At 67.3% G+C, this 22,377-nt stretch carries 20 protein-coding genes; 14 read left to right on the forward strand and 6 right to left on the reverse strand.

All coding sequences use genetic code 11. The features are described 5' to 3' along the window. Window positions 1-57: 57 nt before the first annotated feature. The 9 genes from ACFXMV_RS21140 (at window position 58) to ACFXMV_RS21180 (ending at window position 9,790) form a co-directional block, all read left to right on the forward strand. Complete coding sequence (locus tag ACFXMV_RS21140) at window positions 58-606, forward strand: colanic acid biosynthesis acetyltransferase (RefSeq protein WP_378498281.1); 549 nt, start codon at window positions 58-60, stop codon at window positions 604-606. A gap of 29 nt (window positions 607-635) precedes the next feature. After that, window positions 636-1,724, forward strand: coding sequence for a glycosyltransferase (locus ACFXMV_RS21145; protein ID WP_378498280.1), 1,089 nt, complete (start codon window positions 636-638; stop codon window positions 1,722-1,724). Continuing rightward, entirely contained in the window at window positions 1,721-2,386 is a 666-nt protein-coding gene (locus ACFXMV_RS21150) for an SGNH/GDSL hydrolase family protein (protein WP_378498279.1), read from the forward strand. The genes ACFXMV_RS21145 and ACFXMV_RS21150 overlap by 4 nt, the downstream gene beginning before the upstream one ends. Further along, the gene (locus ACFXMV_RS21155) at window positions 2,383-3,150 is read left to right on the forward strand and encodes an SGNH/GDSL hydrolase family protein (RefSeq protein WP_378498278.1); all 768 of its coding nucleotides are present in this window, start codon (window positions 2,383-2,385) and stop codon (window positions 3,148-3,150) included. Before ACFXMV_RS21150 ends, ACFXMV_RS21155 begins: the two co-directional genes overlap by 4 nt. Beyond that, entirely contained in the window at window positions 3,147-4,472 is a 1,326-nt protein-coding gene (locus tag ACFXMV_RS21160) for a hypothetical protein (protein WP_378498277.1), read from the forward strand. Before ACFXMV_RS21155 ends, ACFXMV_RS21160 begins: the two co-directional genes overlap by 4 nt. Then, a complete protein-coding gene (locus tag ACFXMV_RS21165) occupies window positions 4,473-5,840 on the forward strand; it encodes a Wzz/FepE/Etk N-terminal domain-containing protein (protein ID WP_378498276.1) in 1,368 nt (455 codons plus the stop codon). A gap of 104 nt (window positions 5,841-5,944) precedes the next feature. After that, window positions 5,945-6,607: a hypothetical protein gene (locus ACFXMV_RS21170; RefSeq protein ID WP_378498275.1), complete on the forward strand. Its 663-nt coding sequence runs from the start codon at window positions 5,945-5,947 to the stop codon at window positions 6,605-6,607. Beyond that, window positions 6,604-8,004: an O-antigen ligase family protein gene (locus ACFXMV_RS21175; protein ID WP_378503315.1), complete on the forward strand. Its 1,401-nt coding sequence runs from the start codon at window positions 6,604-6,606 to the stop codon at window positions 8,002-8,004. The genes ACFXMV_RS21170 and ACFXMV_RS21175 overlap by 4 nt, the downstream gene beginning before the upstream one ends. Then, the gene (locus ACFXMV_RS21180; protein WP_378503316.1) at window positions 7,988-9,790 is read left to right on the forward strand and encodes a DUF4082 domain-containing protein; all 1,803 of its coding nucleotides are present in this window, start codon (window positions 7,988-7,990) and stop codon (window positions 9,788-9,790) included. Before ACFXMV_RS21175 ends, ACFXMV_RS21180 begins: the two co-directional genes overlap by 17 nt. Before the next feature lie 3 nt (window positions 9,791-9,793). Here ACFXMV_RS21180 and ACFXMV_RS21185 read toward each other — a convergent pair whose 3' ends face one another. Next, complete coding sequence (locus ACFXMV_RS21185) at window positions 9,794-12,454, reverse strand: WecB/TagA/CpsF family glycosyltransferase (RefSeq protein ID WP_378498272.1); 2,661 nt, start codon at window positions 12,452-12,454, stop codon at window positions 9,794-9,796. 10 nt (window positions 12,455-12,464) lie between these two features. Then, window positions 12,465-13,643, reverse strand: a complete 1,179-nt coding sequence (locus tag ACFXMV_RS21190) for a transferase (protein ID WP_378498271.1) — start codon at window positions 13,641-13,643, stop codon at window positions 12,465-12,467. A 61-nt stretch (window positions 13,644-13,704) separates the two neighbouring features. On the opposite strand from ACFXMV_RS21190, the gene ACFXMV_RS21195 reads away from it, so the two are divergent. Then, complete coding sequence (locus ACFXMV_RS21195; protein WP_378498270.1) at window positions 13,705-14,274, forward strand: dTDP-4-dehydrorhamnose 3,5-epimerase family protein; 570 nt, start codon at window positions 13,705-13,707, stop codon at window positions 14,272-14,274. A gap of 19 nt (window positions 14,275-14,293) precedes the next feature. Here ACFXMV_RS21195 and ACFXMV_RS21200 read toward each other — a convergent pair whose 3' ends face one another. The 4 genes from ACFXMV_RS21200 to ACFXMV_RS21215 are packed head-to-tail and all read right to left on the reverse strand — an operon-like array spanning window position 14,294 to window position 18,046. Further along, window positions 14,294-15,334, reverse strand: a complete 1,041-nt coding sequence (locus tag ACFXMV_RS21200) for an NAD-dependent epimerase/dehydratase family protein (RefSeq protein ID WP_378498269.1) — start codon at window positions 15,332-15,334, stop codon at window positions 14,294-14,296. A 1-nt stretch (window position 15,335) separates the two neighbouring features. Continuing rightward, entirely contained in the window at window positions 15,336-15,986 is a 651-nt protein-coding gene (locus tag ACFXMV_RS21205) for a PIG-L deacetylase family protein (protein WP_378498268.1), read from the reverse strand. Next, a complete protein-coding gene (locus ACFXMV_RS21210) occupies window positions 15,983-16,777 on the reverse strand; it encodes a glucose-1-phosphate cytidylyltransferase (RefSeq protein ID WP_378498267.1) in 795 nt (264 codons plus the stop codon). The genes ACFXMV_RS21205 and ACFXMV_RS21210 overlap by 4 nt, the downstream gene beginning before the upstream one ends. A gap of 36 nt (window positions 16,778-16,813) precedes the next feature. Further along, entirely contained in the window at window positions 16,814-18,046 is a 1,233-nt protein-coding gene (locus ACFXMV_RS21215) for a class I SAM-dependent methyltransferase (RefSeq protein ID WP_378503317.1), read from the reverse strand. A gap of 324 nt (window positions 18,047-18,370) precedes the next feature. Between ACFXMV_RS21215 and ACFXMV_RS21220 the strand changes: the two genes are divergently transcribed. The 4 genes from ACFXMV_RS21220 (at window position 18,371) to ACFXMV_RS21235 (ending at window position 22,375) form a co-directional block, all read left to right on the forward strand. Next, window positions 18,371-18,847: a GyrI-like domain-containing protein gene (locus ACFXMV_RS21220; protein WP_378502220.1), complete on the forward strand. Its 477-nt coding sequence runs from the start codon at window positions 18,371-18,373 to the stop codon at window positions 18,845-18,847. Then, entirely contained in the window at window positions 18,844-19,269 is a 426-nt protein-coding gene (locus tag ACFXMV_RS21225) for an effector binding domain-containing protein (RefSeq protein WP_378502221.1), read from the forward strand. The genes ACFXMV_RS21220 and ACFXMV_RS21225 overlap by 4 nt, the downstream gene beginning before the upstream one ends. A gap of 193 nt (window positions 19,270-19,462) precedes the next feature. Then, window positions 19,463-20,206: a hypothetical protein gene (locus ACFXMV_RS21230; RefSeq protein ID WP_378503318.1), complete on the forward strand. Its 744-nt coding sequence runs from the start codon at window positions 19,463-19,465 to the stop codon at window positions 20,204-20,206. Window positions 20,207-20,221: 15 nt separating this feature from the next. Further along, window positions 20,222-22,375: an Rv1355c family protein gene (locus ACFXMV_RS21235; protein ID WP_378501317.1), complete on the forward strand. Its 2,154-nt coding sequence runs from the start codon at window positions 20,222-20,224 to the stop codon at window positions 22,373-22,375. Window positions 22,376-22,377 lie beyond the last annotated feature (2 nt).

Raw genomic sequence — 22,377 nt, forward strand, 5'->3', positions numbered from 1 at the left:
GGGCGTGATCTCGTAGCGTTGGGTGGACTATCCGTTGTCCGGCGGTCGGAGGCGCGAATGCCTGGCGCACCAGCGACGCGATCTCTGGCCGCACTGCGCGGCCGCTCCTACGACAAGGGCCGCGGGTTCCTCGCGCAGGTGCTCTGGGTCGCTACATCCACTCTGCTGTTCACCCAGGTCTGGTGCCCCAACCGGCTGCGGTGTTCGACCTTGCGCTGGTTCGGCGCCGAGGTCGGCAGCGGCGTGCTGATCAAGCACAAGGTGACCATCCAGTGGCCGTGGAAGCTGTCGATCGGAAACGACTCGTGGATCGGGACGGGGACCGAACTCTACGACGTCGACCGCATCGTCATCGGCTCCGACGTGTGTATCTCCCCGCACGCCTACCTGTGCACGGGCAGCCACGACCGCCGGTCACCGATCTTCGAGTACGACAACGCCCCCATCGTGATCGAGGACGGTGCATGGCTGTGCGCGCGATCGATGGTCCTGCGCGGAGTCACCGTCGGCGCCAACTCCGTGGTCGGCGCGATGTCGTTGGTGTCGGCTGACGTGCCGCCCGACTCCTGCGTTCGGCCGCCTCCGACGGACACCGTGCCGGGCTGAATCCCGTGCGGGTGCTGCAGGTGGTGACGATGATCAGCCCCGATGGTGCGTACGGGGGACCCGCCCGTGTCGCGCTGAACCAGAGCGCGGAGCTGATCCGTCGCGGCACGACCGTCACCCTCGCGGCCGGAACCCGCGGGTATGCGGCCGCCCCGACCGTGATCGACGGCGTGCCGGTCCGCTTGTTCACCGCCAGAACCATGTTGCCAGGGGCCGGATTCGCCGGCCTCGGCGCACCCGGTCTCGGTCGCTGGTTTCGCCGCCACCGCACCGATTTCGACCTGGTGCACGTCCACCTCGGGCGTGATCTGGTCGTGCTCCCGCTGGCGGTGGCCGCGCGGCGATACGGCATCCCGTACGCCCTGCAGACGCACGGGATGGTGGTCCCCTCCGATCACCCCCTCGCGCCCGTGGTGGACGGCGTGTGGGTGCGCAAGGTGCTCAGGACCGCAGGCGCCGTGTTCTACCTGACCCCGCGGGAGCGCGAACAGCTCGTCCGGGTCGCGGGGGAGTCGCTGCGGCTGACGCAGTTGGGGAACGGCGTGCCCGACTATCCGTCGGGTGCCGACACGGGCACCCCTGAGGTCCTGTTCGCCGCTCGCATGCATCCACGCAAGCGGCCGATCGCCTTCGTCGAGATGGCCCGCATCCTGCTCGACGGCGGCGCCGACGCGCGATTCACGCTGATCGGTCCCGATGAAGGCGAGGGCGGGGCGGTGCGCGCGGCGATCGCAGGCGACGAAAGGATCGTGTGGGAGGGGGCGATCGCCCCCGCATCCGTCCCCCGACGGATCGCTGCGGCAGTCGTGTATGTGCTGCCGTCCGTCCAGGAGCCCTATCCGATGTCGGTGCTCGAGGCGATGTCCGTCGGACGTCCGGTCGTCGTGTCGAACGACTGCGGGCTCGCGCCGATGATCACGCGGACAGGCAGCGGCATCGTCACCGATCCGTCCGTACCCGCCCTGGCCGATGCGGTCGAAAGCCTGCTCACGGACCGGTCGTTGGCTCGGGACATGGGACGGCGCGGCCGGGAGACGGCGCATCGCGAGTTCGGCATGGCCGCCGTCGGTGACCGTTTGGTTGCGGTGTACGCGAACCTGGCCGGTGAACGGTCGTGAGCCGCCCGATCCGCCTGCCCCGCCCGCGCGCACCGGTGGTCGTGCTGGCGCTGGCGGTGACAGCGGCCGTCGTGATGGCAACCGCGATCGCGCTGCGCGGCGACGCGGATCCCCCCGAGCCGTTGCGGGTCGCGGTTGTCGGCGACGACTACACCGCCGGTACCCAGAATCGGGTGGTCTGGCCGACGCTCGTCGCCGAGCGCACCGGGTGGTCCGTGTCGAACTTTGCGCTTCCCGGTGCGGGCTTTGCAGCGGATGGCAGGGGCGGATACGCGTTCACCTATCAGGTGGACCGGGCTCGAGGCGACGACCCCGATGTCATCCTGGTGTTCGGCGGGTTGAGTGACACCGGGTTGCCCGACGCGGGTCCGGTCGAGGTGGGTGCCGCCGCCGTGATCGACAAGGCCGTCCTCGGCGGCGAGCGACTCCTGTTCATCGGACCGACCTGGTACCAGGCTCCCGTACCGGATGCGGTGACCCGGGTGTCCGACGCCGTCCTCGGCGTCGCGGAATCAGCCGACATCCCGTTCCTCGGCGCGCTCGATCCGCCTTGGCTGACACCGGATTTGATGCTGCCCGACCTGTCGGGGCCCACGGATGCGGGGCAGTCCGTGCTGGCGGACACGATCTCGGCATGGGTGCGTGCGGAGGTGGGGCGGTGACAGCGCGTCGGTGGTGCGATGCGGCGCTGCTGGTGCTCGCGGTGGCGACGCTGATCGGCCTGGTGATGATCGCGGGGCGCCCGGACAGCGCGTCGCTCGAGCGAATGTCGCCTGCGCAGGGGCAGGTGCGCCCATCACCGCCCGAACGAACACCGCCGTCCGCCTTGTTCATCGGCGATTCCTACACCCTGGGAAGCGGGAGGCCGGAGATGTCGTACCCGTGCATGGCCGCAGCCGCCCTGGGGTGGTACTGCACGCTGTCGGCGTTTCCGGGGACCGGATACATCAGCGGCGGTCCCGCCAACAGGTTCGTCATCGACGGGTACGCCGGGGAGTCGGAATCCTTCGCCGAACGGATCCCCTGGCTGGCCTTGTCCCACCGGCCCGACATCGTCGTGCTCGACGGCGGCAGAAACGACCGATTCCCGCCAACAGCGGACGTCTACAGCGCGACGGTTCACACCATCGGTGAGGCGCGCCGAGCCTGGCCCGAGGCGAAGATCGTCTTCATCAGGCCGCGATACCTCGCGGACCCCGGCGGCGACCTGGGATTCGACGACGAATTCATGAGGCGCCTCGCATCCGACCCGGTCGCCGCGGGCGTGGACTTCGTCGACCCCCTCGCCGACGCGTCCTTCCCGGAACGAGGCGCGTCGTCGCTGCTGGCCGAGGACGGCATCCACCCGAATCCCCGCGGCACGCGGCAGATCGCCGTGGCACTCGAGGCGGCCCTGGCCGACTCCGCGGCGGACTCCGCGCGATGAACGCCTCGATGCACCACCCCGCGATCGTCTACGGACGTGTTCTGCGTCGGCGATGGCGCTGGGTGGTGTGGGGTGCGTTGTTGGCGCTTGGCGTTGGCATCGTGGGCCTGCTGCTGGTCCCGTCGCCGTATCGGTCGACGGCGACCGTCTTCATCCGAACCCCTGGCGACGTCAGTGGTGTTGTCGACGGCGGCGACACGTACGCGCGGCAACGCGCCCTGACCTATGTCGAACTGGCGGGCAGCACGGACCTTGCGGCGCGGGTGGTGTCGGATCTCGGGATCGATTCAACCGCACAGCAGTTCGCCGACCGGATCACCGCGACCAGCGTGCCGGGCACCGTGCTGATCGAGATCGCGGTCTCCGCCCCGTCCGCCGCCGAGGCGCAGCAGGCCGCGACCGTGTTCCTGTCCGAGTTCTCGGAGCAGGTGCGGATGTTGGAGTCGGTACCCGGTTCACTGGTGCCCCGCGCCGAGCTCGTCGTCGTCGACGCGCCCGGATCGCCCACCCGATCGCAGTTGTGGGGCGCCCCAGCCCCGGCGGTGCTGCTGGGGGCGGTTCTTGTCGGCGTCGTCCTCGGCGCGACGGGGGCAGTGATGCGTTCGCTTTACGATCGCTCGGTCGGTGATCCGCGGGATGCCGCACTGGTCTCCGGGCGTCCGGTGCTCGGCTCGCTGGACCGGGAGTCGACGGGGGTCGTCTCCGATGCCGCTCGGCTCGTTCGACATCGGCTGCTCTCTGTCATGGGCGACCCCGACGGGGGAGTGATCGCGTTCACCGAGCCCGTCGGCGGTACGGCCGCAGCGGTCGCCGCGGCCGTCACGCTCGCGGCGGCGCTGCGCACGAAGGACGAGTCCGTGGTCCTCGTCGATCTCGACCTGCGCTCCCACTCGCTGACGGAACATGTTGTGGGACAGGAGTCCCCGGGCGTTTCCGACGTTCTCCGCGGCCGCACCAGTTGTGCGGCCGCGGTGCAGGACCTCGAGCGCGGCCCATTCCTCGGCGCAGGCAGCGAAGCCGACTCGCCCGCGGAACTGATCGACTCCCCGGCGCTGCCAGCCCTGATCGGCGAGCTCCGCGAGCGGTACGACTGGGTGCTGCTCGTGTGCCCGCCTGCGATGCCGACCGCCGATGTCGGCGTGATCGCCGGGGCCGCGGACGCGGTCGTGATCCTGGCGCGCCAGGGTGTCACCACGGAGAACGATCTGCTCGAGACCCTTGCGTCTCTGCCGGGGTCGACGGCGTCAGGCGTGGTCCTGGACCGGGTATCGGACCCGAGTCTGCTCGGGGTGTTCCGCTCCGGGGAAAGGATGGGTGCATAGATGGATGCCAAAGACTTCCTCGCGGAGATTCGACTGCATCGGAAGCTGTTCCTGGCGATCATGGCCGCGTGCGTCGCGGTCGGTCTCGGCTCCGCGATTGCGGCCCCAGCCAAATACGTCTCGACCACCCAACTGATCGTCTCGATCGAGGGCGCCACCACCGCTTCCGCATACGAGAACGACCAGGTCGTGTCGGGACGGGTGAACTCCTACGTCGCGCTGCTGACCAGCGAGGTCGTGAATCAGCGGGTGATCGACGAGCTCGGTCTGTCTCGATCTGCGCGGGATCTCGCCGACGATGTCTCCGCGACGATCGTGCCGCCCAGAACAGCGGTGATCGATGTCGCGGTGTCCGGCGAGACTCCGGAAGAGGCTCGACTGCTCGCTGCCACGCTCGCGAGCGAGTTCATCTCGTACACAGACGTGCTGGAGCGTCCGACCGGCGCGGATGACCAGAAGGTTCACGTAGCGGTGGTCAACTCGGCGAGCACACCGCGGGGGAGCCTTCCCCGTCCGCTGACCTTCGGCGTGCTGGGCGCGCTCGCGGGCCTGGTGCTGGGGTCGGTCGCGGTGTGGCTGCGAGTCCGGGCGGATCCGGTTGTTCGCACGCCGGAACGGGCCGCCGCGGTCTCGGGGCTGCCGGTGATCGGATCGGTATCGGCCGCGTTGTCGGTGGCAGGGGAATCCCTGGATGGGTATCGCCGACTACGTACGCGACTGCTGTCGATGACCGGGTGGTCGGATGACGTCACCGCTCGAGGCAGGGTGTGGGTGGTGACCTGCGCGGCAGGGGAAACGAGCAGCGCGACGCCTGCGTCGAACCTGGGTGGCACGTTTGCGGCGGGCGAAGGCCGGGTGATCGTCGTCGACGCCGGCTCGGCAGGGGCCGCAGGCGAGTTCGACGTCGAATCCGGCCCCGGATTGTTCGATGTTCTTGCCGGGTCGGCGTCGGCAGACCAGGCGATCCGATGTCGACTCGACCAACTCCCGGATGTCCTGCCCGCAGGCTCGGGCCACGGTGAACCCGCCGACCTGTTGGCGACCAGCACCATGCGGAGGCTGGTACACCGGCTGCGAACCGAGTACTCGCACATTGTCATCGCCGCCCCACCCGTTCTGCCCACAGTCGCGGCCTCGATGGTGAGCGAGTACGCCGACGGCGTACTGCTCGTCGTGACGCCCGGCACCACCCGGCGGCGCGAGCTCGCCCTCGCCGCGGAGAAACTGCGGATGGCGGGCAACCCCCTCACCGGAACGGTGATGTGCACGGATCCCGTCGAGCCGGCCTTGCCCGCTGGAGAGCAAACACCCCGATCGAGCTCGATCCCGGAGGTTGAATCCGATGAGATGCCCAGCTCAGCTCGGTAGGGTGAGAGATCTTGAGGCTTGTCTTGACCACCCGAACCAGAGATGGTGTCCGACTCGGTGCAAGCGGATGACCGCCGCTCGTCCGACGGCGATGGGGAGTTGACGTGGACCTGTTCGACGTCGCACGAACTTGCGCTCGGCGCTGGTACATCTTCCTGCCGCTGATGATGATCGTCGCGTGGGTCGGCTACAGCACGTATTCGGGCGTGCAACCCGTCAATTACGGAAGTACCACCCTCGGCCTGACGCCCCCAAGCGTGACGGAGCCCGAGATCGGTGCGGTGCACCGCAACGCGCTCCTTGACGTCGGCGGGGCGCCACTTCTGGCAAATCTGCTGGCGATCGGCTTGAAGGATCCGCTGGTGGTGCGACAGGTGGTCGAGGGCGGCGGGCTGCCCGACTACACCGCCAAGGTGATGGAGTTTGCCCCTCCCGTGGGCCAGGTGCCTCTTGTCATGATCGAAGTCACGGCGGCGGACCCGGTCGCCGTGAAGAAGACCCTCGAACTGGTTGCCGGGCAGGCCGAGCCGACACTGCGGAACCTGCAGCAGAGTGCGGGCGTCCCCCCTGATCGGATGGCGGCACCGTTTCCCGTACAACCGCCCACCGACCCGGTTCAGGGAATGCCGAGCCGCATCCGCGCCACGGTGGCGCTGTTCGTGGTCGGAGCCGGGCTCGCGGTATTGGTCACGGTGCTCGTCGACCTCGTACTCCTGCGACGTGAGAAGCACAGGGCCACACGTGTCCCGAGGTCGAGTAGCGGATGAACGCCCAACCCGAGGCGGGACTGCCGGCCAGTGCTCACATGCGCCACCCGGATCCGCAAGCACGAGAGAAGGTTCCGTGGCTGCTCGGACTCCTGTGCTTTCTCATTCCCGCGTTGCCGACGATATCTGTGTTGCCCGGGCCACTGCGGAGCAACGGCTCGCCCGCACGGCTCATCGCGATCCTGTGTTTCGGACTTGCGGTGCTGGGGTTCGTGGCTGGGCGGCGGACCAGCGGGTACCGCGGCGGTGCGAACCCCGGTGTGGTCCTCATAGTTCTCTATTTCCTACTCGAGATGCTGATCTATGGGGTTGGCGTTCTGCACCTGGATACCGCTTTCATCGAGGCAGGCAAGACGCGGGCCGTCATCGTGCTGTTCGCCAATGTCGGCGTTGCGCTGTACGTGCTCGCGGTGGTGAAGACTGCCCGCCAGCGATCTATTCTCCTGGGCTTCCTCGTCGCCGGCCTCGGTTTCGCATGCCTTGTCGGATTGCTTCAGAGTTTCAGCGGGGCGGATCTGCGGTATCTCTTCCAGCCGCCAGGCTTCATTCTGAACCTCGAGGAAGTGGACCTCACCGAACGCTACGGAGCTCTGCGCGTGGTGGGTACTTCCACGCACGCGATCGAGTTCTCGGTGTTGGTCGCGGCCACCGTCCCCCTGACACTGCACCTGGCGCGGTATGCCGGGAAGGCGCTGCTGCGCCGCCTCGCCGCCGGCGTTTGCCTCGCCGCCTTGATCGCCATGCCTGCGGCTGTTTCCAGGTCGGGCGTGATCGCGCTCGCTGCAGCCCTGTTCGTGTACATGTTCGCGCTCACACTCCGTCAGATCGGCGCCGGGATCTTGATCGGAATCGGCGGAGTCCTCGGGTACATGGCCGTCTTTCCGAACGCCGCCAACGCTCTCTGGCTCACGATCGTCACGTCACAGGACGATGGAAGCGTGTTGACCCGCATCGATGACTACGCTGCCGTGGCACAAACCTTCCATGCGCATCCGTGGTTCGGCCTGGGCCTCGGCGCATCCGACCCGACCGTGTATCGATTCCTGGACAATGAATGGCTGCAGGCGATCGTGCAGGGTGGCATCGCAGGATTCGTCGCAATGACGTTGGTGATCACGAGCGGCCTAGTCGGGATACCGGCAGGACTGCGAGGCGCGAGGTCGCGCCGGGACCGCGATCAGGTGTACGCGATGGGAGGTGCGCTGGTCGCAATCGCCTCGTCGAGCGTCACGTTTGACCTGTTCAGCTATCAACAAGCGACGTTCGTCTACTTCATTCTGTTCGGCCTGCTGTGGTCGGCATACTCCAATCATTCGGTTGACCCTCCGGCAGAGACACCCCCAGGCGTCACCGCGGAACCTGCGCCTGACGGGCGGAGCGATGCGCGCCGCCGGTAGGAACCGCGAACGACGGACGATCCGGGCGCGTGCGATCTCGGCAATCGCCGCGATCGCCGCAGTGGCCGTTGTCTGCTCGTCATGCGTATCGCCCGATCACGCCGCGGATATCCCGGCGCCTGCAGACGGCAGGATCTGGTCGGACGAGGCCGTACCTGCTGTCCCCAATGATCCGGACACGCGCTCCGTGGAGGTCGGCACGAGGTTCTCGACGGCGAGCGGCGGTGAGATAGTCGCCGCACGGTTCTATCAGGGCCGCGACGACATGGCCATCGGGGCGGCAACCCTGTGGACGTCCAAGGGGACTGCCCTGGCAACGGTGTCCGTGCCCCCGGGCCGGGGCGGTTGGCGTGAGGTCCCGTTCGACGAGCCGGTGCGCGTGACGGCCACCGAGGACTACGTGATTTCGTACCACGCCCCGAATGGGCGCTACCCGAGTGACCGGGCCACGTTCGCGCAGGGCCGCACCGTGACCAGCGGCTGGATCACAGCCCATGGCGGGGTTCTCGCTCCCACCGGTGGATTCCCGGATCAATCGAGCGATGGGCTCGGCTACTTCGTCGACGTGGTGTTCGAGCCGACCGGGCCCACGCTGCGCGCGGTCGACGGCGGCGATCGCTACTACGACGCGTTCAAGAACTCGTTGCCCACCTCGGCGGACTTCTTTCCGCTGGGAGTCTGGTTCACGAACACCCGGACCGCACAGGAGATCGCGGCCGATCGCGCGGTGGGACTCAACACCTACGTGGAGTTGACCGAGGACAGCAATCTTCAGTTGATCGCTGACGGCGGAATGTACGCCATCCCCAGCTCGGGACGTACCCCTTCAACGGGGCAATTGACGACCGACGAGGCCGACATGTGGGCAGGGCCGGGAGATGCTCCCTGGACCGGCAAGACTCCGCCCGACGACCCCATCTGCATTCCGGCCGAGGCAGAGTGCGGCTATACCGTGATGTGGCAGCTCCGGCGAAGGGTCCCACCAGGTGTCATGGTCTTTTCGAATTACGGGAAGGGCGTCACCTTCTGGGAACCGAGAGACGCCGCCGCACGGTTCGTGAATGACTTCCAGGACGTTGTGTCCGTGGACAACTACTGGTTCACCGACAACAACATTTGCGACGCCACCGAAGGCGGCGCGCTGAAGGCGAATGGTGAGCGCTCATTGTCCGACGGGGAATGTCACCTGGCGGCGAACTACGGTGTCACGACGAAGTACGTTCGCTCGCTCGTCCAGCCAAGGGCTGCGATACCGGTCTGGAACTTCGTCGAGGTGGGGCATCCCATGGCCACCGGAAAGGGGTCCACCATCACCGGACCGCAGATCCGGGCGGCCGTGTGGAGCAGCATCATCAACGGCGCGCGCGGAATCGTCTACTTCAACCACAACTTCGGCGGCCCGTGTATCTCTCACAACGTCCTGCGCGGTTCATGCGGGGATGCGGTCCGCGGTGATGTGACCGCGGTGAACCAGCAGATTCGGCGTTTGGCCCCGGTGCTCAATGCGCCCTTCGTCGACGGCTTCGCCCGGTCGGATGAGCCGGTCGACATTGCCGCCAAGTTTCACGACGGCAGCTTCTACCTTCTCGTCGGGTCCGAGCAGAGCGCCGAAACCGACGCTGCGTTCGCAATTACCTGCGGGGACGCGACTTCCGTCGAGGTCGTCGAGGAGAACCGCACGATCCCGATCACGAATGGCACCTTTCGCGACACCTTCGCCGATGCCAACGCTGTCCACATCTATCGCATCACCGGTGGCGACAGCTGTGCGCCGGCGGGGACTTGACACTCATTGTGTCTCGCTCTGACTCGGCCGCGACGGGTCCAATCGGCTGCTGTCGTCTCGCTCCCATGGCGCCGACGCCGAACGCCTCGCGCCCACCCTGGCCGCGAGCGCCATCCCGGTGTACACCATCGCGTCCGCGGCCGAGCGCGGTCCACGAACCGAACCCCACAGCTCGAGCGCGGTGGACGCGCCGTGCGGCCTGGCGCGGCGAGCGGATCGGTGATCGGCCGGCAGGGCAGCCTCGGTGACGCCCCGGTAGCCGCGACGAAGGATTGCGAGCAGGCTGCGCGCGTTGGCGGGCGTGGTCACCACCGAGGGATCGGTCGCCACCACGGCCTTCTCGTCGGCGTCGAACTGGGCGTCGACGAACAGGTCGTCGGCGGTGCAGTCGGGAAACGCGCCGATCCGCTCGTGCCCGGCGGCACTGAGCCCGTACGCACCGGCGCCCCACATCGCCAGCCGGTGCTGCGGAATTCGTTGTCGCGCGCGGTAATAGCTGCGCACTATCGCATTGGCGCCGTCGTAGTCGTAGCGCGCGGTCGGCCTCGCGGCCAGCGCGTCGCCGTCGGCAAGCCGGTCGAGCACCGCGAGCACCGCCGACGCGGAGACCTGGATGTCGGCGTCCAGGTACAGTCTCGGCCACAAGGTCGCCGCCTCGTCCCCGGTGTTGAGGGCAGCCGTCTTCGATCCCTCGACCAGTTCCAGCACGGTGACGCCAGGAATCGCGCGGGCGATGTCCGCGGTGTCATCGCGACAGCCGTTGCACACCACGATCAGTTCGATATAGCCATCGACAGCCGCCCGGCTCAGGGGTGCGAGGGTGCGTTCGATCACCGCCGACTCGTTGTAGGCGGGAACCACCACCGACCCTCGGCGCAGTTCGCCCGAGATCGAGTTCTGTGCTGCGGGACTGTCTGCGCAGGGGAGTTCCAGCCAGCGCCTACGGCGGAGCACGGTGCCAAGGGTTCGACGGTGATCGGGATCGTATGACCGCAAAACCTCCGCCACCGCGACCACACCGCGGAACAGCGTCGTGTACACGAAGCCGTGGTACCGCTGCACGTAGCGAATCCGGTTGACCGCCATCAGCGTCGCCAGGGCAGGCGACGTCCCCGAACCGCCACCGTGATGCGACATGACCGACGACGGCTCGTATCGGATCCGGTTCCCGGAACTCCTGATCCTGCGACAGTATTCCGTCTCCTCCGAGTACAGAAAGAACTCCTCGTTCCACTGGCCCAACTCGCGAGCCAGAGTGGAGCGCACGAGAATCGCGGCGCCGGTCGCCCAGTCCACATCCCGCGCCGTAGCGTAATCCGCTGGCCGATAGTCGATCTCCGATAGGAACCCGGGTCGAGACGGGAAGTGGCTGCCCATAAGCGCGTCACCGATCGCGCGGGTCAGCGACGGCTCACGCCGCAGCGAGGGGTAGATCGCCCCATCGCCGTCGAGGATCGTCGGGACCACCGCCCCGACCCCGGGATCATCGAGCGCGGACAGCAGGTTGCCCACCGCGTGGGGCCGCACCTCGAGGTCCGGATTGAGGATCAGCACCGCATCACACGGATCGACGACCGGAAGCGCAGCGTTGATTGCCCCCGAGTAGCCGAGGTTGCCGCCCGTTTGGATGAGGTGGATGTCGGGGTGGTCCTGAAGGAATTCGACTGTGCTGTCCGAGGATTGGTTGTCGACGATGATCAGCCGAATTCGGTGTTCCCGTGCGGCGACTCGGAGCCCGTCGATCAGGGCCGACAGATAGCCGACGCTGTTGTACGTCACCACCACGATCGTCACCGCAGCCGCGCTGCCCATCGGTACGAACGTTTCCCGGGCGCCTGCCGTCCGTGCGGAATCTGTCGACCCGGCCGCCACTGCGCGAGACCTCCGCTCGAGGCAGAGCAAGGCAGGCGGACCCTCGATCAGGTAACGGTGGCCCAGTCGCCGGGGCTCCCTGGCCAGCCGCCACGCCCATTCGAGCCCGTCGTTGGTAGCCCAATGCGGTGCCCGCGGGATTCGGCCAGCCAGGAAATCCACGACCGCACCGAAGGCAAGCAGTACCCGTGCGTCCGTGGCGACGCCGAACTGGGCAATCCACTTCTCCTGACGGGGTTTTCCCAGCGCGACCACCAGAATCTCGACAGCCGCCTCGCGGATCTCTTGCGCCAGGCGCGCGGACGCCGCGACGTCGGTCAGCTCGGACCGGTCGGGCGCCCAGGTCCCGACCACCTCGAGTCTCGGGTACTGGGCGTCCATCGCCTCGTTCAGTTGCCCATGTGTTTCGGCCGACCCGCCGAGGAACCCGATGCGGGCGCCGTCTCTCGCCGCGCGCTCGAGAATCGGTTCGATGAGGTCGCTGCCGGACAGCTTCGGCCATTCGCGACCTGTCAGTGCCTTCGCCTTGCGTACCAGCGGGACACCGTCGAGCAGGGTGAGCCATCGCAGATTGGCTGTCGGCCCGTCCACGGATACGGCCGGAGGGCGGTCCACCCACGAGTCGCAGGCGCCGAAGTGGTGAATATGGTCCAGGTTCGCGGAAGCGACGGCGAGCGGTCCAGGGGCGGTGAGTGCGTCGAAGATCAGCGAGATCGCGGACTCGCGATCGATCAGGTCGACCGCGACCTGGTCGACGACCATTCGTGGCCATGGCGGCGGATGCGCACTCATCGAGTCGGCCCTACTCACCGCGGGTGGCCATCGATGCCCGCTTCGTCAGCCCACCCGCCCGGCCGGATTGCTGAGCGCGTGGCTCCCTGGTCCTCGGTTTGTCGCCACCGGCCCAGTTGACAACCCATCGTCCACCCAATCCGGGGAACTGGCGCTGCACCTCGGGCAGCAGGTCGGGAAGGGTGAGCAGGACCCAGTCGGGGTCGGCCGCGAGGAGCTGCCCGGGGGAGATGATGGGCACGTCGGTCCCCGGCATCCGCCGACCCTGCTTCGATGCCGAGGCGTCCGCGACGGCGGAGATTAGCCGGCTGTCGATCCCGGCTCGGCTGAACAATGCGACGGCTCGCGACGCGGCCCCGTACCCGAACACGCGTCGGTCGTGGTAAACCATCGATTCGAGCAGGACGCGCAACCAGTCGGAGTGCCGGTCCGCGGCATGCTGCAGTCGGCTGACGGCTCGGGGCCGGTCGATCCCGAGAATTCCCTCCGCATCCAAGATCCTGTGGACCGCGGCGCCGGTGTCGGCCGCACGACCGTGCCGAGCCGCGATCAGGACGGTGCCCCCGTACAGATCGAACTCCCATGCCGCCGTGACCGTCATTCCGACCTCCGCGAGCAGTCGACGCAGCACGGTCAGTGAGTAGTACGCGAAGTGCCCATGGCGCAGCGCGTTCCACTGTTCGTGTTCGATGATCGTGCGCAGCGAATGGAACTGGATCAGCAGTACGCCGTCACGGTCCGTGGCTGCCGCGCGGCGACGAAAGGCGGCCCGTTGATCGGGCTCGTGCATGATGCCGAAGCAGTCGAGAACCACCGACGCCCGTGCGCCGCGCGCCGGTCGACTGAATCCGCGATCCGCCAGCAGGGGTAGCCAGCTGCCGCCGTGCGGGCTGCCGAACTCGATCGCCGTGTCGCCGGTCAGCTCACCGGCTTCGGCGACGGTTCGAATAGCGTCGACCGCCTGGTCTTTCAGGGCCTGCGGTTCGACCCCGCGGGGTTCATCGGCAATCGTGTCATCGTCCGCGAGCTGCGCGAGTCCACAGCAGGTGCACAGATCCATCGCCAGGGGATGGGCGGATTCGTCCGGCGATACCGGGGTCGACGCGAGCGGGAAGAAGTCCGCGGCCGGCACCCTTCCCAGGTCGAGAACGCGGTCGGATTCGGTGCCGGGGCATGCTCTACACGTCATGGTGTCCCCCTCGGGGCGCGAACGTATGGTCTCGACCGACCGAATGCGGCAAGATGGCCACATGCGCGTCGAAACCGCTGATCTGGCAGATGTTTTGGTGTTCCGTCCCGAGCCGTTCCGGGACGCGCGCGGGCTGTTCACCAGGACCTTCGACGCGCGGATCCTGGACAACGAACTGGCTGACCGGACCGCCGAGGGTGGTCCGGTCAGGGCCGCCGACTTCGTCCAGGACTCGCAGTCGAGGTCGGTGCTCGGTGTGATTCGGGGTATGCACGGCAGGTCCGGGCAGGGTGAGGCGAAGTTGGTCCGCTGCGCGCACGGCGCTGTGCACGACGTGCTCGTCGACATCCGGCGGGGTTCGCCCACTTTCGGGATGCAGCAGGCGTTCATCCTCGACGACGTCGACTTCGCTCACCTGTACGTTCCCCGCGGATTCCTGCACGGTTTCCAGGCCCTCACGCCCACAGCCGACGTCTGCTACCGGATCGATCGCGAACACGATCCGGCGGAGGATCTCGCAGTGGCCTACGACGATCCGGACCTGGGGATCGCGTGGCCGTTGCCGGTGTCGCTGGTCAGCGTCAGGGACGCGACCGCGGGCGGATGGTCCCAACTCCTGGAGTCGCTCTGAACCGGTCGGCGGGCGGCGCTCAGCCATGTCGGGCTTCGATCCGTTGGAACCGGAGTGCGGAATCGAGTAGCCCTGCCGCCCTGAGTTCCTCGAGATGGCTCAGCCGGGTGAATCGTCCGGTGAAGTCCGCTCCGGACACTTCCCACCTGGTGTAGTGCCGGTACAACTCGACAGCGCCGTCCGCGACGCTCCACCGCGGCTGGTATCCCTCGAAGGCTGACCGCACGGCGGAGAAGTCCACACGGTACGAGCGGGCGTCGGGCCCCGTTTCCCCGGTGATGGCCACGGTGGAACCGGGCACCGCGGCGGCGGCCGCGTCGGCGATCTGTGCGACCGTCACGTTGTTGCTCTCGCCGCCGACGTTGTATGCGGCGCAGTGGATCCGCTCGATCGGTGCCTCGAGCGCGCGGGCGAACGCGGTCGCGATGTCCTGCGCGTGCACCAGTGGACGCCACGGCGTTCCGTCGGAGCGCACCCGTACCTCGCCGGTCAACACCGCGACCCCGACCAGGTTGTTCAACACGATGTCCGCACGCAGGCGTGGGGAGAATCCGAACGCGGTGGCATTGCGGAGGAACACCGGGGAGAAGCCGGAATCCGCGAGCGCCGCCACGTCGTCCTCCACCCGGACCTTGCTCGTCGCGTACGGGGTCAGCGGGCGCAGCGGTGCGCTCTCGGTCACCAGGTCGGCGCCTGCCGAGCCGTACACCGAGCAGGTGGAGGCGTACAGGAACCGCCGGACCCCGGCGTCCTTCGCCAGCCTGGCCAACCGCACGGATGCATGGTGATTGATCTCGTAGGTGATCTGGGGTGCAAGAGATCCCAGCGGATCGTTCGACAACGCGGCTAGGTGGACCACCGCGTCGAAACCCGCCAGGTCCGCCTCGGCGACGTCGCGGACGTCCACCTCGATCGACGGTGGATCCACGGGGGCCGGTCCGAGCACACAGTCCGCGAACAGCCCGGAGTCGAGTCCGACGACCTCATGGCCGGCAGCCTGCAGAACCGGAACCATGACGGTGCCCAGGTAGCCCTGGTGTCCGGTGACGAGTACCCGCATGTCATGCCCTTCCGAACCGGAGGGTCGCCTTTTCCAGCACGAACGCCTCGGCGTGTGCCCGGTGGCACTGCACGCCACGCAACCGGGACAGGCCGAGGAAGGCCTGATCGTCGAACCAGTCGTGCGCGGTCTGCGACGGGTAGTGCTTGAGCAGCACCCGAGCCTTTTCCTCGGCCACCCTGGTCGTGAGCGGGTGATACACCGAGGGCGCGGGTGTGTCTGCCTCCCATTTGAGGATCTCGTAGCCCAGGACGAGGTGGTCACGGAACACCGTCGGCACCAGCTCTGCCAGCAGGCGGTGATCCTGGTGTGCGTCACCGCGTTGGGGCGCGAACACCACGTCGGGGGAGGCCTCGCGCGCGAACGCTTCGAGCGCGGTCTTGATCGGGTCCCAATACCCTGGCGCGTGGCCGTCGGGTATGTCGAGGACCTTGAGTTCGATGTCCGCGCCGGGGCACAGGGCGGCGAGTGCGTGCCGCTCCTCGATCTCACGGCGTGAATCGGTGCCGGACAACACGAATGCGCGCACGCGCAAGTCCGGCATGGCGTTCGTGAGGGTCAGCAGGGTACCGCCGACCCCGATTGCGATGTCGTCACAGTGGGCGCCGAGTACGGCTATCTCGCCGATGCTGAGCGCGTTGAGATCGTTCATGGCCGCGGGACGGGTTGGGGCTGCTCCCAGACGGTCCATGGGTGGATACCGTGGGTGTAGCCGTCGTCGAGCTCTGCGCGTTCTTTGAACGTGTCGGCCGGCTTCCAGAATCCCTCGTGCCGGTAGCCGAAGAGCCGGCCCTGGCCTGCGAGGGGTTGGCACACGTCCGCGACGAGATCACCGCCGGCGGGGAGCAGGTCGAAGATCTCCTGGCTGAGGACGAAGTAGCCGCCGTTCTCCCAGATCGGGAACTGACTGATCGGCGTGATCTCCTTGATCTCGCCGTTCTCGGCCACATCGACGCAGTGGAACGATGATTGCGGTGGCACGACAAGGATGGAGGCGGTGGCGCCCGACTCGTGGAACCGCTCGATCACGCGGTCGAGCGGGGCATCGGTGAGGACGTCCGCGTAGTTGGCGAGAAAGTAGGGATCCCCGTTCAGATACTTGCGGACCCGGCGCAGTCGCTCGCCGATGGCGGATTCGAGGCCGGTGTCGACGAAGGTGACCGACCACTCGCTGATGTCGGTGTGCAGCATCTCGACTCGGTCGCCCTGGAGCACGAAGTCGTTTGACTGCTCCTCGTGATAGTCGAGGAAGAAGTCCTTGATCTTGGCGGCTCCGTAGCCGAGGCACAGGATGAACTCGGTGTGGCCGAAGTGGGCGTAGTACCGCATGATGTGCCACAGCAACGGGCGTGGACCGACCATCTGCATCGGCTTGGGGATCTCGTCGCTTCGGTCGTTGCGCATGCGCATCCCGTATCCGCCGCAGAACAGAACGACCTTCATGGCGTTCGCCTCCTTCGAGATTCGCTGGATCGGCGGCTATCCGGCCAGCGCGGCCGAGTGCAGTCGGGGGAGTGGGTACACGAGTTCGCCGCCCCACTCGGTGATGTACCGGAGCTGTTCGGTGAGCTCCGATTCGAGGTTCCACGGCAGCGCGAGGACCACGTCCGGGCGGTCCTTGGCGATCTGGCGGGGATCGAGGATCGGTATCCGCGTGCCAGGCGTGAAACGTCCGTGCTTGTAGGGGTTTCGGTCCACGGTGTACTCGATCAGGTCGGTTCGGATGCCGCAGTAGTTGAGCAGGGTGTTGCCCTTGCCCGGTGCCCCGTAGCCGACGACGGTCTTTCCCCGGTCGCGACAGTCGAGGAGAAACCGGAGCAGTTCGTGCCGGACGCTTCGCGCGAGCCCGGCGAGGTGGAGGTAGCCGTCTGCATGGTGGAGTCCTGCCTGCTCCTCGGCCGACAGCAGCGCCCGTACCCGCGGGCCGGGCTCGTCGGCCGCAGCGTCCGGCCGTGCCCAGATACGAATCGATCCGCCGTGCGTCGGCAGCGATTCGACGTCGACGACGGCGAGACCGGCCGTGGCGAGCGCCCGAGCGGCGGACAGCAGCGTGTAGTACTGGAAGTGCTCGTGATAGACGGTGTCGAACTGGCCGAGTGCGACGAGATTCAATGCGTGGTGGACCTCGATGCTGAGCCAGCCGTCGTCGGCCATGAGCGCACGAAGCGCTTGGGTGAAGCCGATCAGGTCCGGGATGTGCGCGTACACGTTGTTCGCGACCACGAGGGTGGCCGCCCCGTGCTCGGACCGGGTGGACGCCGCGAGCTGCTCGTCGAGGAACTCGGACATCGTCGGGATCCCGCGGTTGCGTGCCACCGCGCCGACGTTGAGCGACGGCTCGATCCCCAGGCACGGGATGCCTGCGGCCACCACGTGCTGCAGGAGATAGCCGTCATTGCTTGCGACCTCGACGACCAGCGAGCGTTCGTCCAGGCCGAGCCGGCCGACCGCTTGGTCTACGAAGCGACGGGCGTGCTCGACCCAGGTGTCCGAGAACGAGGAGTAGTAGGCGTACTCGGTGAAAGTGTCCTCGGGTGTGATCAGGGCCGGGATCTGGAGCAGCAGACAGTCCTCGCACAGACGCAGGTGCAGCGGGTAGGTCGGCTCGGGGCAATCGAGTTCGTCGGCCGTGAGGAACTTCTCGCACGGCGGGGTCGCGCCGAGGTCGAGGACGCTCAGGAGGCGGTTCGAGGAGCAGAGTCGGCAGCGCACGCCATGTCCTTCCGATCAACCCGATCGAGGGACGCGCTTGGTAAGGCGGACGTCTGGCAAATGGATCAGTTCGGCCCCGATGGGTTCGATCTATCCAACTAACCACACCCAAAGTCGTCAATCAAGAGAAAAACAGACCATTGGTAGGTTATTTGACTTCGTTGGGGTCGGAACCACGGAATCGGCGCGTCGTTCGGGCACGCAACTACGCAGGATCCGCCTGCGTAGGCCGCTTTCGGCATTGCGTCGGCGGTATGGTTGATCTGCGTTCGCGGAGTCGGTTGCCGCCGTCACGGGTGGCCCGTTCCAGGGAGGATCTGCGTCATGAGCAGGCGGCCGACTGAGATCGAGTTCGTTGAACTCGGGGAAACCTTCGTGGCAGGCCTGCCGGTGCGCAGTCCCAAGCGTCCGCTCGGGGCGCTGCGGGACCACAATGTCGAGCAGGCATGGGCGAGCGTGCTGCAGGAGGACATGCCGGGGCAGCTCGCGTCGATCTACACCGATCACGCGCCCGAAAATGATTCGTACTACACACAAGTCGTCGGATACCAGTGTTCGGACTTCAACCAGGTCCTGCGTGGGCATGTGCTTGCCCGGGTGCCTGCGGGGCGGTACGCGAGGTTCGTGTCGCTGGGCGAATTCCCGGACGTGGTGGCCACATTGTGGGAGCAAATTCGTGACGCGGAGGAATCCGGGCGTATCAACCGCGCCTTCACCGGTGATTTCGAGCTATATCCGAATGCCTTTCGAATAGATCTGTACGTGGCAGTCGGACCCGCGAACGGGAAGGCTCCGGCATGAGCTTTGAAATCGTCAAGCGAAGCATGCAGGACTTCGGGGGACTGGTCCTGCCGGATATCGAGATCGGGCCGGGCGAACGTTCCGGTGGGCTCATCGAGTTCACCCGCGAGCGCATCCTCGCGCGCGGGGTGACAGAGATCGTCACGGTGTTCGTGCCGAACCCCATGGGCGGGTCCTCGGCGGTGATCGGTTACCCGTGTGGTGACACCGAACAACTCGCGGTCGGTGATGTCATGGTGCGCGTGCCTGCCGGCTATTTCGCGGTGTTCACCTCGGACGGACTCGTCGACGATCCGGTCGAGGACGTGTGGCGGCAGGCGGAGCTGGCGGCCAAGGAGGGGGTCATCGATCGCGCCTTCACCGAGGAGATCGAGATCACCCGCGCACCGAGTGTGGTCGAACTCTACATTTCCCTCGAATAGTGGACTCGTCCCCCTTTCCGCGCCATCCTCGGCCTGGGATCGGTCGCGTGATGACAAAGCGCTCGCAAGCGAGAAGAGTTGCTAGTCAGAAGCGAAATCCTGGGTGCCGAGTGCGATAGTCGGGCAGAAATCGCTGAACGGCTTCTCGCACATCCCTCAGTCGGCAAACCGACCCCGGAATGGAGCGATCGGCATGGCAACTCAGGCTGTCTGCACGGCAACGCCGGTGGCCAATCAGCAAATCGAAACCAGTAGCCAGTGGGACCCGCGGTCGCAATGCCGATTCGTTGCCGCATGTCCTGCTGCCGAGCCGGCGCTCTGGTCGACATATCTCGCCGGTGCACGAGTCGGCTACCGCAAGTACGGCGCCGAGAAGGCGCTGGAGTACGACCAGATTCGCGATGGCAGGTCGACGGCGTTGTTCTTCGTCGCCATCGCGCCCGATGGGTCCGCGGCTGGTGGGCTACGGGCGCAGGGACCGTATCGCGAGGCCGACGAGGCGCACGCGATCGTGGAGTGGGATGGGCAACCTGGGGCGGTCGCCGTTCGGTCGATGATCACCGATCGCATCCCGTTCGGGGTCGTCGAGATGAAGGGCGCGTGGGTGGCGGACAGTGCCGCCCGTCGACCCGACCTCACCCGTTCGCTCGCCGGATTCGGTTGTTGCACCATGGAAATACTGGACGTCCAGTTTCTCCTGGCAACGGCGGCCGAGCACGTACTTGCGCTGTGGGCGTCGTCGGGGGGTGAGGTGGCGCAACACATTCCGCCCGCTGCGTATCCCGATGACCGGTACCGCACTCGCATGATGTGGTGGGATCGGCGCAACCGTCAGAATCTCGGTGTGGCCAAGAAGGCGAATCAGTTCATCCGGATGCGTGCGCCGTCGCCGATCGACGACGATGATGGGTCAGTCAGGCTGCACCGGTCGAATTGAGGCTCGGAGCGTGTCATGGAGGTGCCCCGCCAGCAGTACGCGGCGACGCTGCTTGCTGACGGGTGCGGTGAGGACGCGGACCTGCTCGCCTCGCTTCGGGCGAGTCCGGGGGTCGCCTTCCACGACGAACTCGGAACGCAGCGGGAGTGCATCGAATCGATCCACTCGGCGCCGGAGTCGGTGGATCGGGACGAGCCGCCGGTCTGGGCCTACTACCCATGGCGGCGGTCCGCTGTCAGGATTCTCGGGCCCGTCGGGTTCCGGCTGCTGCGCCTCGATCGAAACCGCAACAAGATCACCCGTGCGGAACAAGCCCGACTGGCCGAATTGGAGGTCGGGATCGTCGGGCTCAGCGCCGGTCACGCAGTGGCGCTCGCTCTTGCCATGGAAGGCACCTGCGGTGCGCTCAGGCTCGCGGACTTCGACGTGGTCGAGCTGTCCAATCTCAACCGGGTACCGGCAACGGTGTTCGACCTCGGGGTGAACAAGGCCATCGTCGCGGCCCGGCGAATCGCCGAGATCGACCCGTATCTCACCGTGTCGGTGCAGACCAGCGGCGTCGACACCGACACACTCGACGAGTTCCTCCGTGGACTCGACCTCGTCATCGAGGAATGCGACTCGCTGGACGTGAAGGTCGCCGTGCGGGTGGAGGCCCGCGCGCGTCGGATCCCGGTGCTGATGCAGACCAGCGACCGAGGTCTGATCGACGTGGAACGGTACGACCGCGAGCCCGATCGGCCCCTGTTCCACGGTCTGCTCGGTGATTCGGACGGGGCATCGCTGGCAGGGCTGTCGGTGAGGGAGAAGGTGGCGCCTGCGTTGCGGATCCTCGGCGCCGCGGACATCTCGTCCCGGATGGCCGCATCCCTGGTCGAGCTCGGCAGCACGCTCTCGACCTGGCCGCAGCTCGGCGGCGACGTGCTGCTGGGCGGCGGGGCGATGGCCGCGGCGGTGCGACGGTTCGGATTGGGGAATCCCCTTCCTTCCGGGCGGGTCCGCATCGACCTGGACGACAGCCTGGACGCGCTGCGGGCACCGACGCTCACGGTGCTCGGCTGCGAGGAACCGTCGTGCGCCCCGCCCGCGACGTCATCGACCTCGGCGCCGCCGGACGACGCCGTCGCCGCGGTCGCTCACGCCGTCACCAGGGCCCCGTCGGGTGGGAACTCCCAGCCCTGGAGGGTCCGTGCCGACGCGGGCGGGTTGCGGCTCTACATCGATCCCGACCGGACCACGGCCATGGATGTGAACCTCCGCGCGAGTTTCGTCGCGCTCGGGGCTGCGCTGTACAACGCCAGGGTTGCAGCTGCGGCGCATCACAAGCTCGGGCCGATCGAGTTGTTCTGTGACGACGACGATGAGCCGAACCTGGTCGCAGGCATGACCTTTGGAAACGGATCCGACGACGACCTCGCCCGCAGATACGACGGGATGCTCCGCCGCGGCACCAACCGTCGCGGCGGCACGCCGAAGCATCTCGACGACGCGACGGTTCTGGCGTTGGGGGGCGCGGCGCGGGTAGAGGGCGCGCGTCTGTCGGTGGTCACCGAGCGGCCCGGCATCAGCGCGGCCGCCGACCTGTTCGCCGCATCGGATCGAGTCCGCTTTCTCGACCCGCGACTGCACCGGGAGATGATCGGCGAGCTAAGCGGGCCCGAGGGCCGATCGGACACGGGGATCGACATCCGGTCACTGGAGCTGGACACCGCAGGACTGGCGATGCTGCACATCGTGAGCAGGCCCGACGTGATGGCCCACCTGGCGGAGTGGGGGCTGGGCAACGCGCTCGGGAACATCACCCGCGCCCGCGTCGGGTCCAGTTCAGCGCTCGCGGCGGTGGTCGTCGGTGGGTGCGCACCGCGGGACTTCCTCCGCGGTGGCGGCGCCGCGGAAAGCGTGTGGATTCGCGCCGAGGAGCACGGGCTGGCCGTACAGCCGATCTCGCCGGTGTTCCTCTACGGGGTGGACGCGGCCGATCTCCAGGAGCTGGCGCCTGCGTACGCCGAAGAGCTGTCCGAGGGGCGACATGCGGTGCGGGACCTGTTCGGCGTGGCCCAGGGCGAGGCGATCGCCCTGATCCTGCGTCTGAGCCATGCGCGCCGTGCGTCGATTCGCAGTCGCCGCCGTCCCGCGTTCGTCCCCGCCGCCGGGCGTGCGAAAGGCTGAGG

The organism is Rhodococcus sp. NPDC059179, from assembly GCF_042754885.1.
Lineage (GTDB): Bacteria > Actinomycetota > Actinomycetes > Mycobacteriales > Mycobacteriaceae > Rhodococcus_G.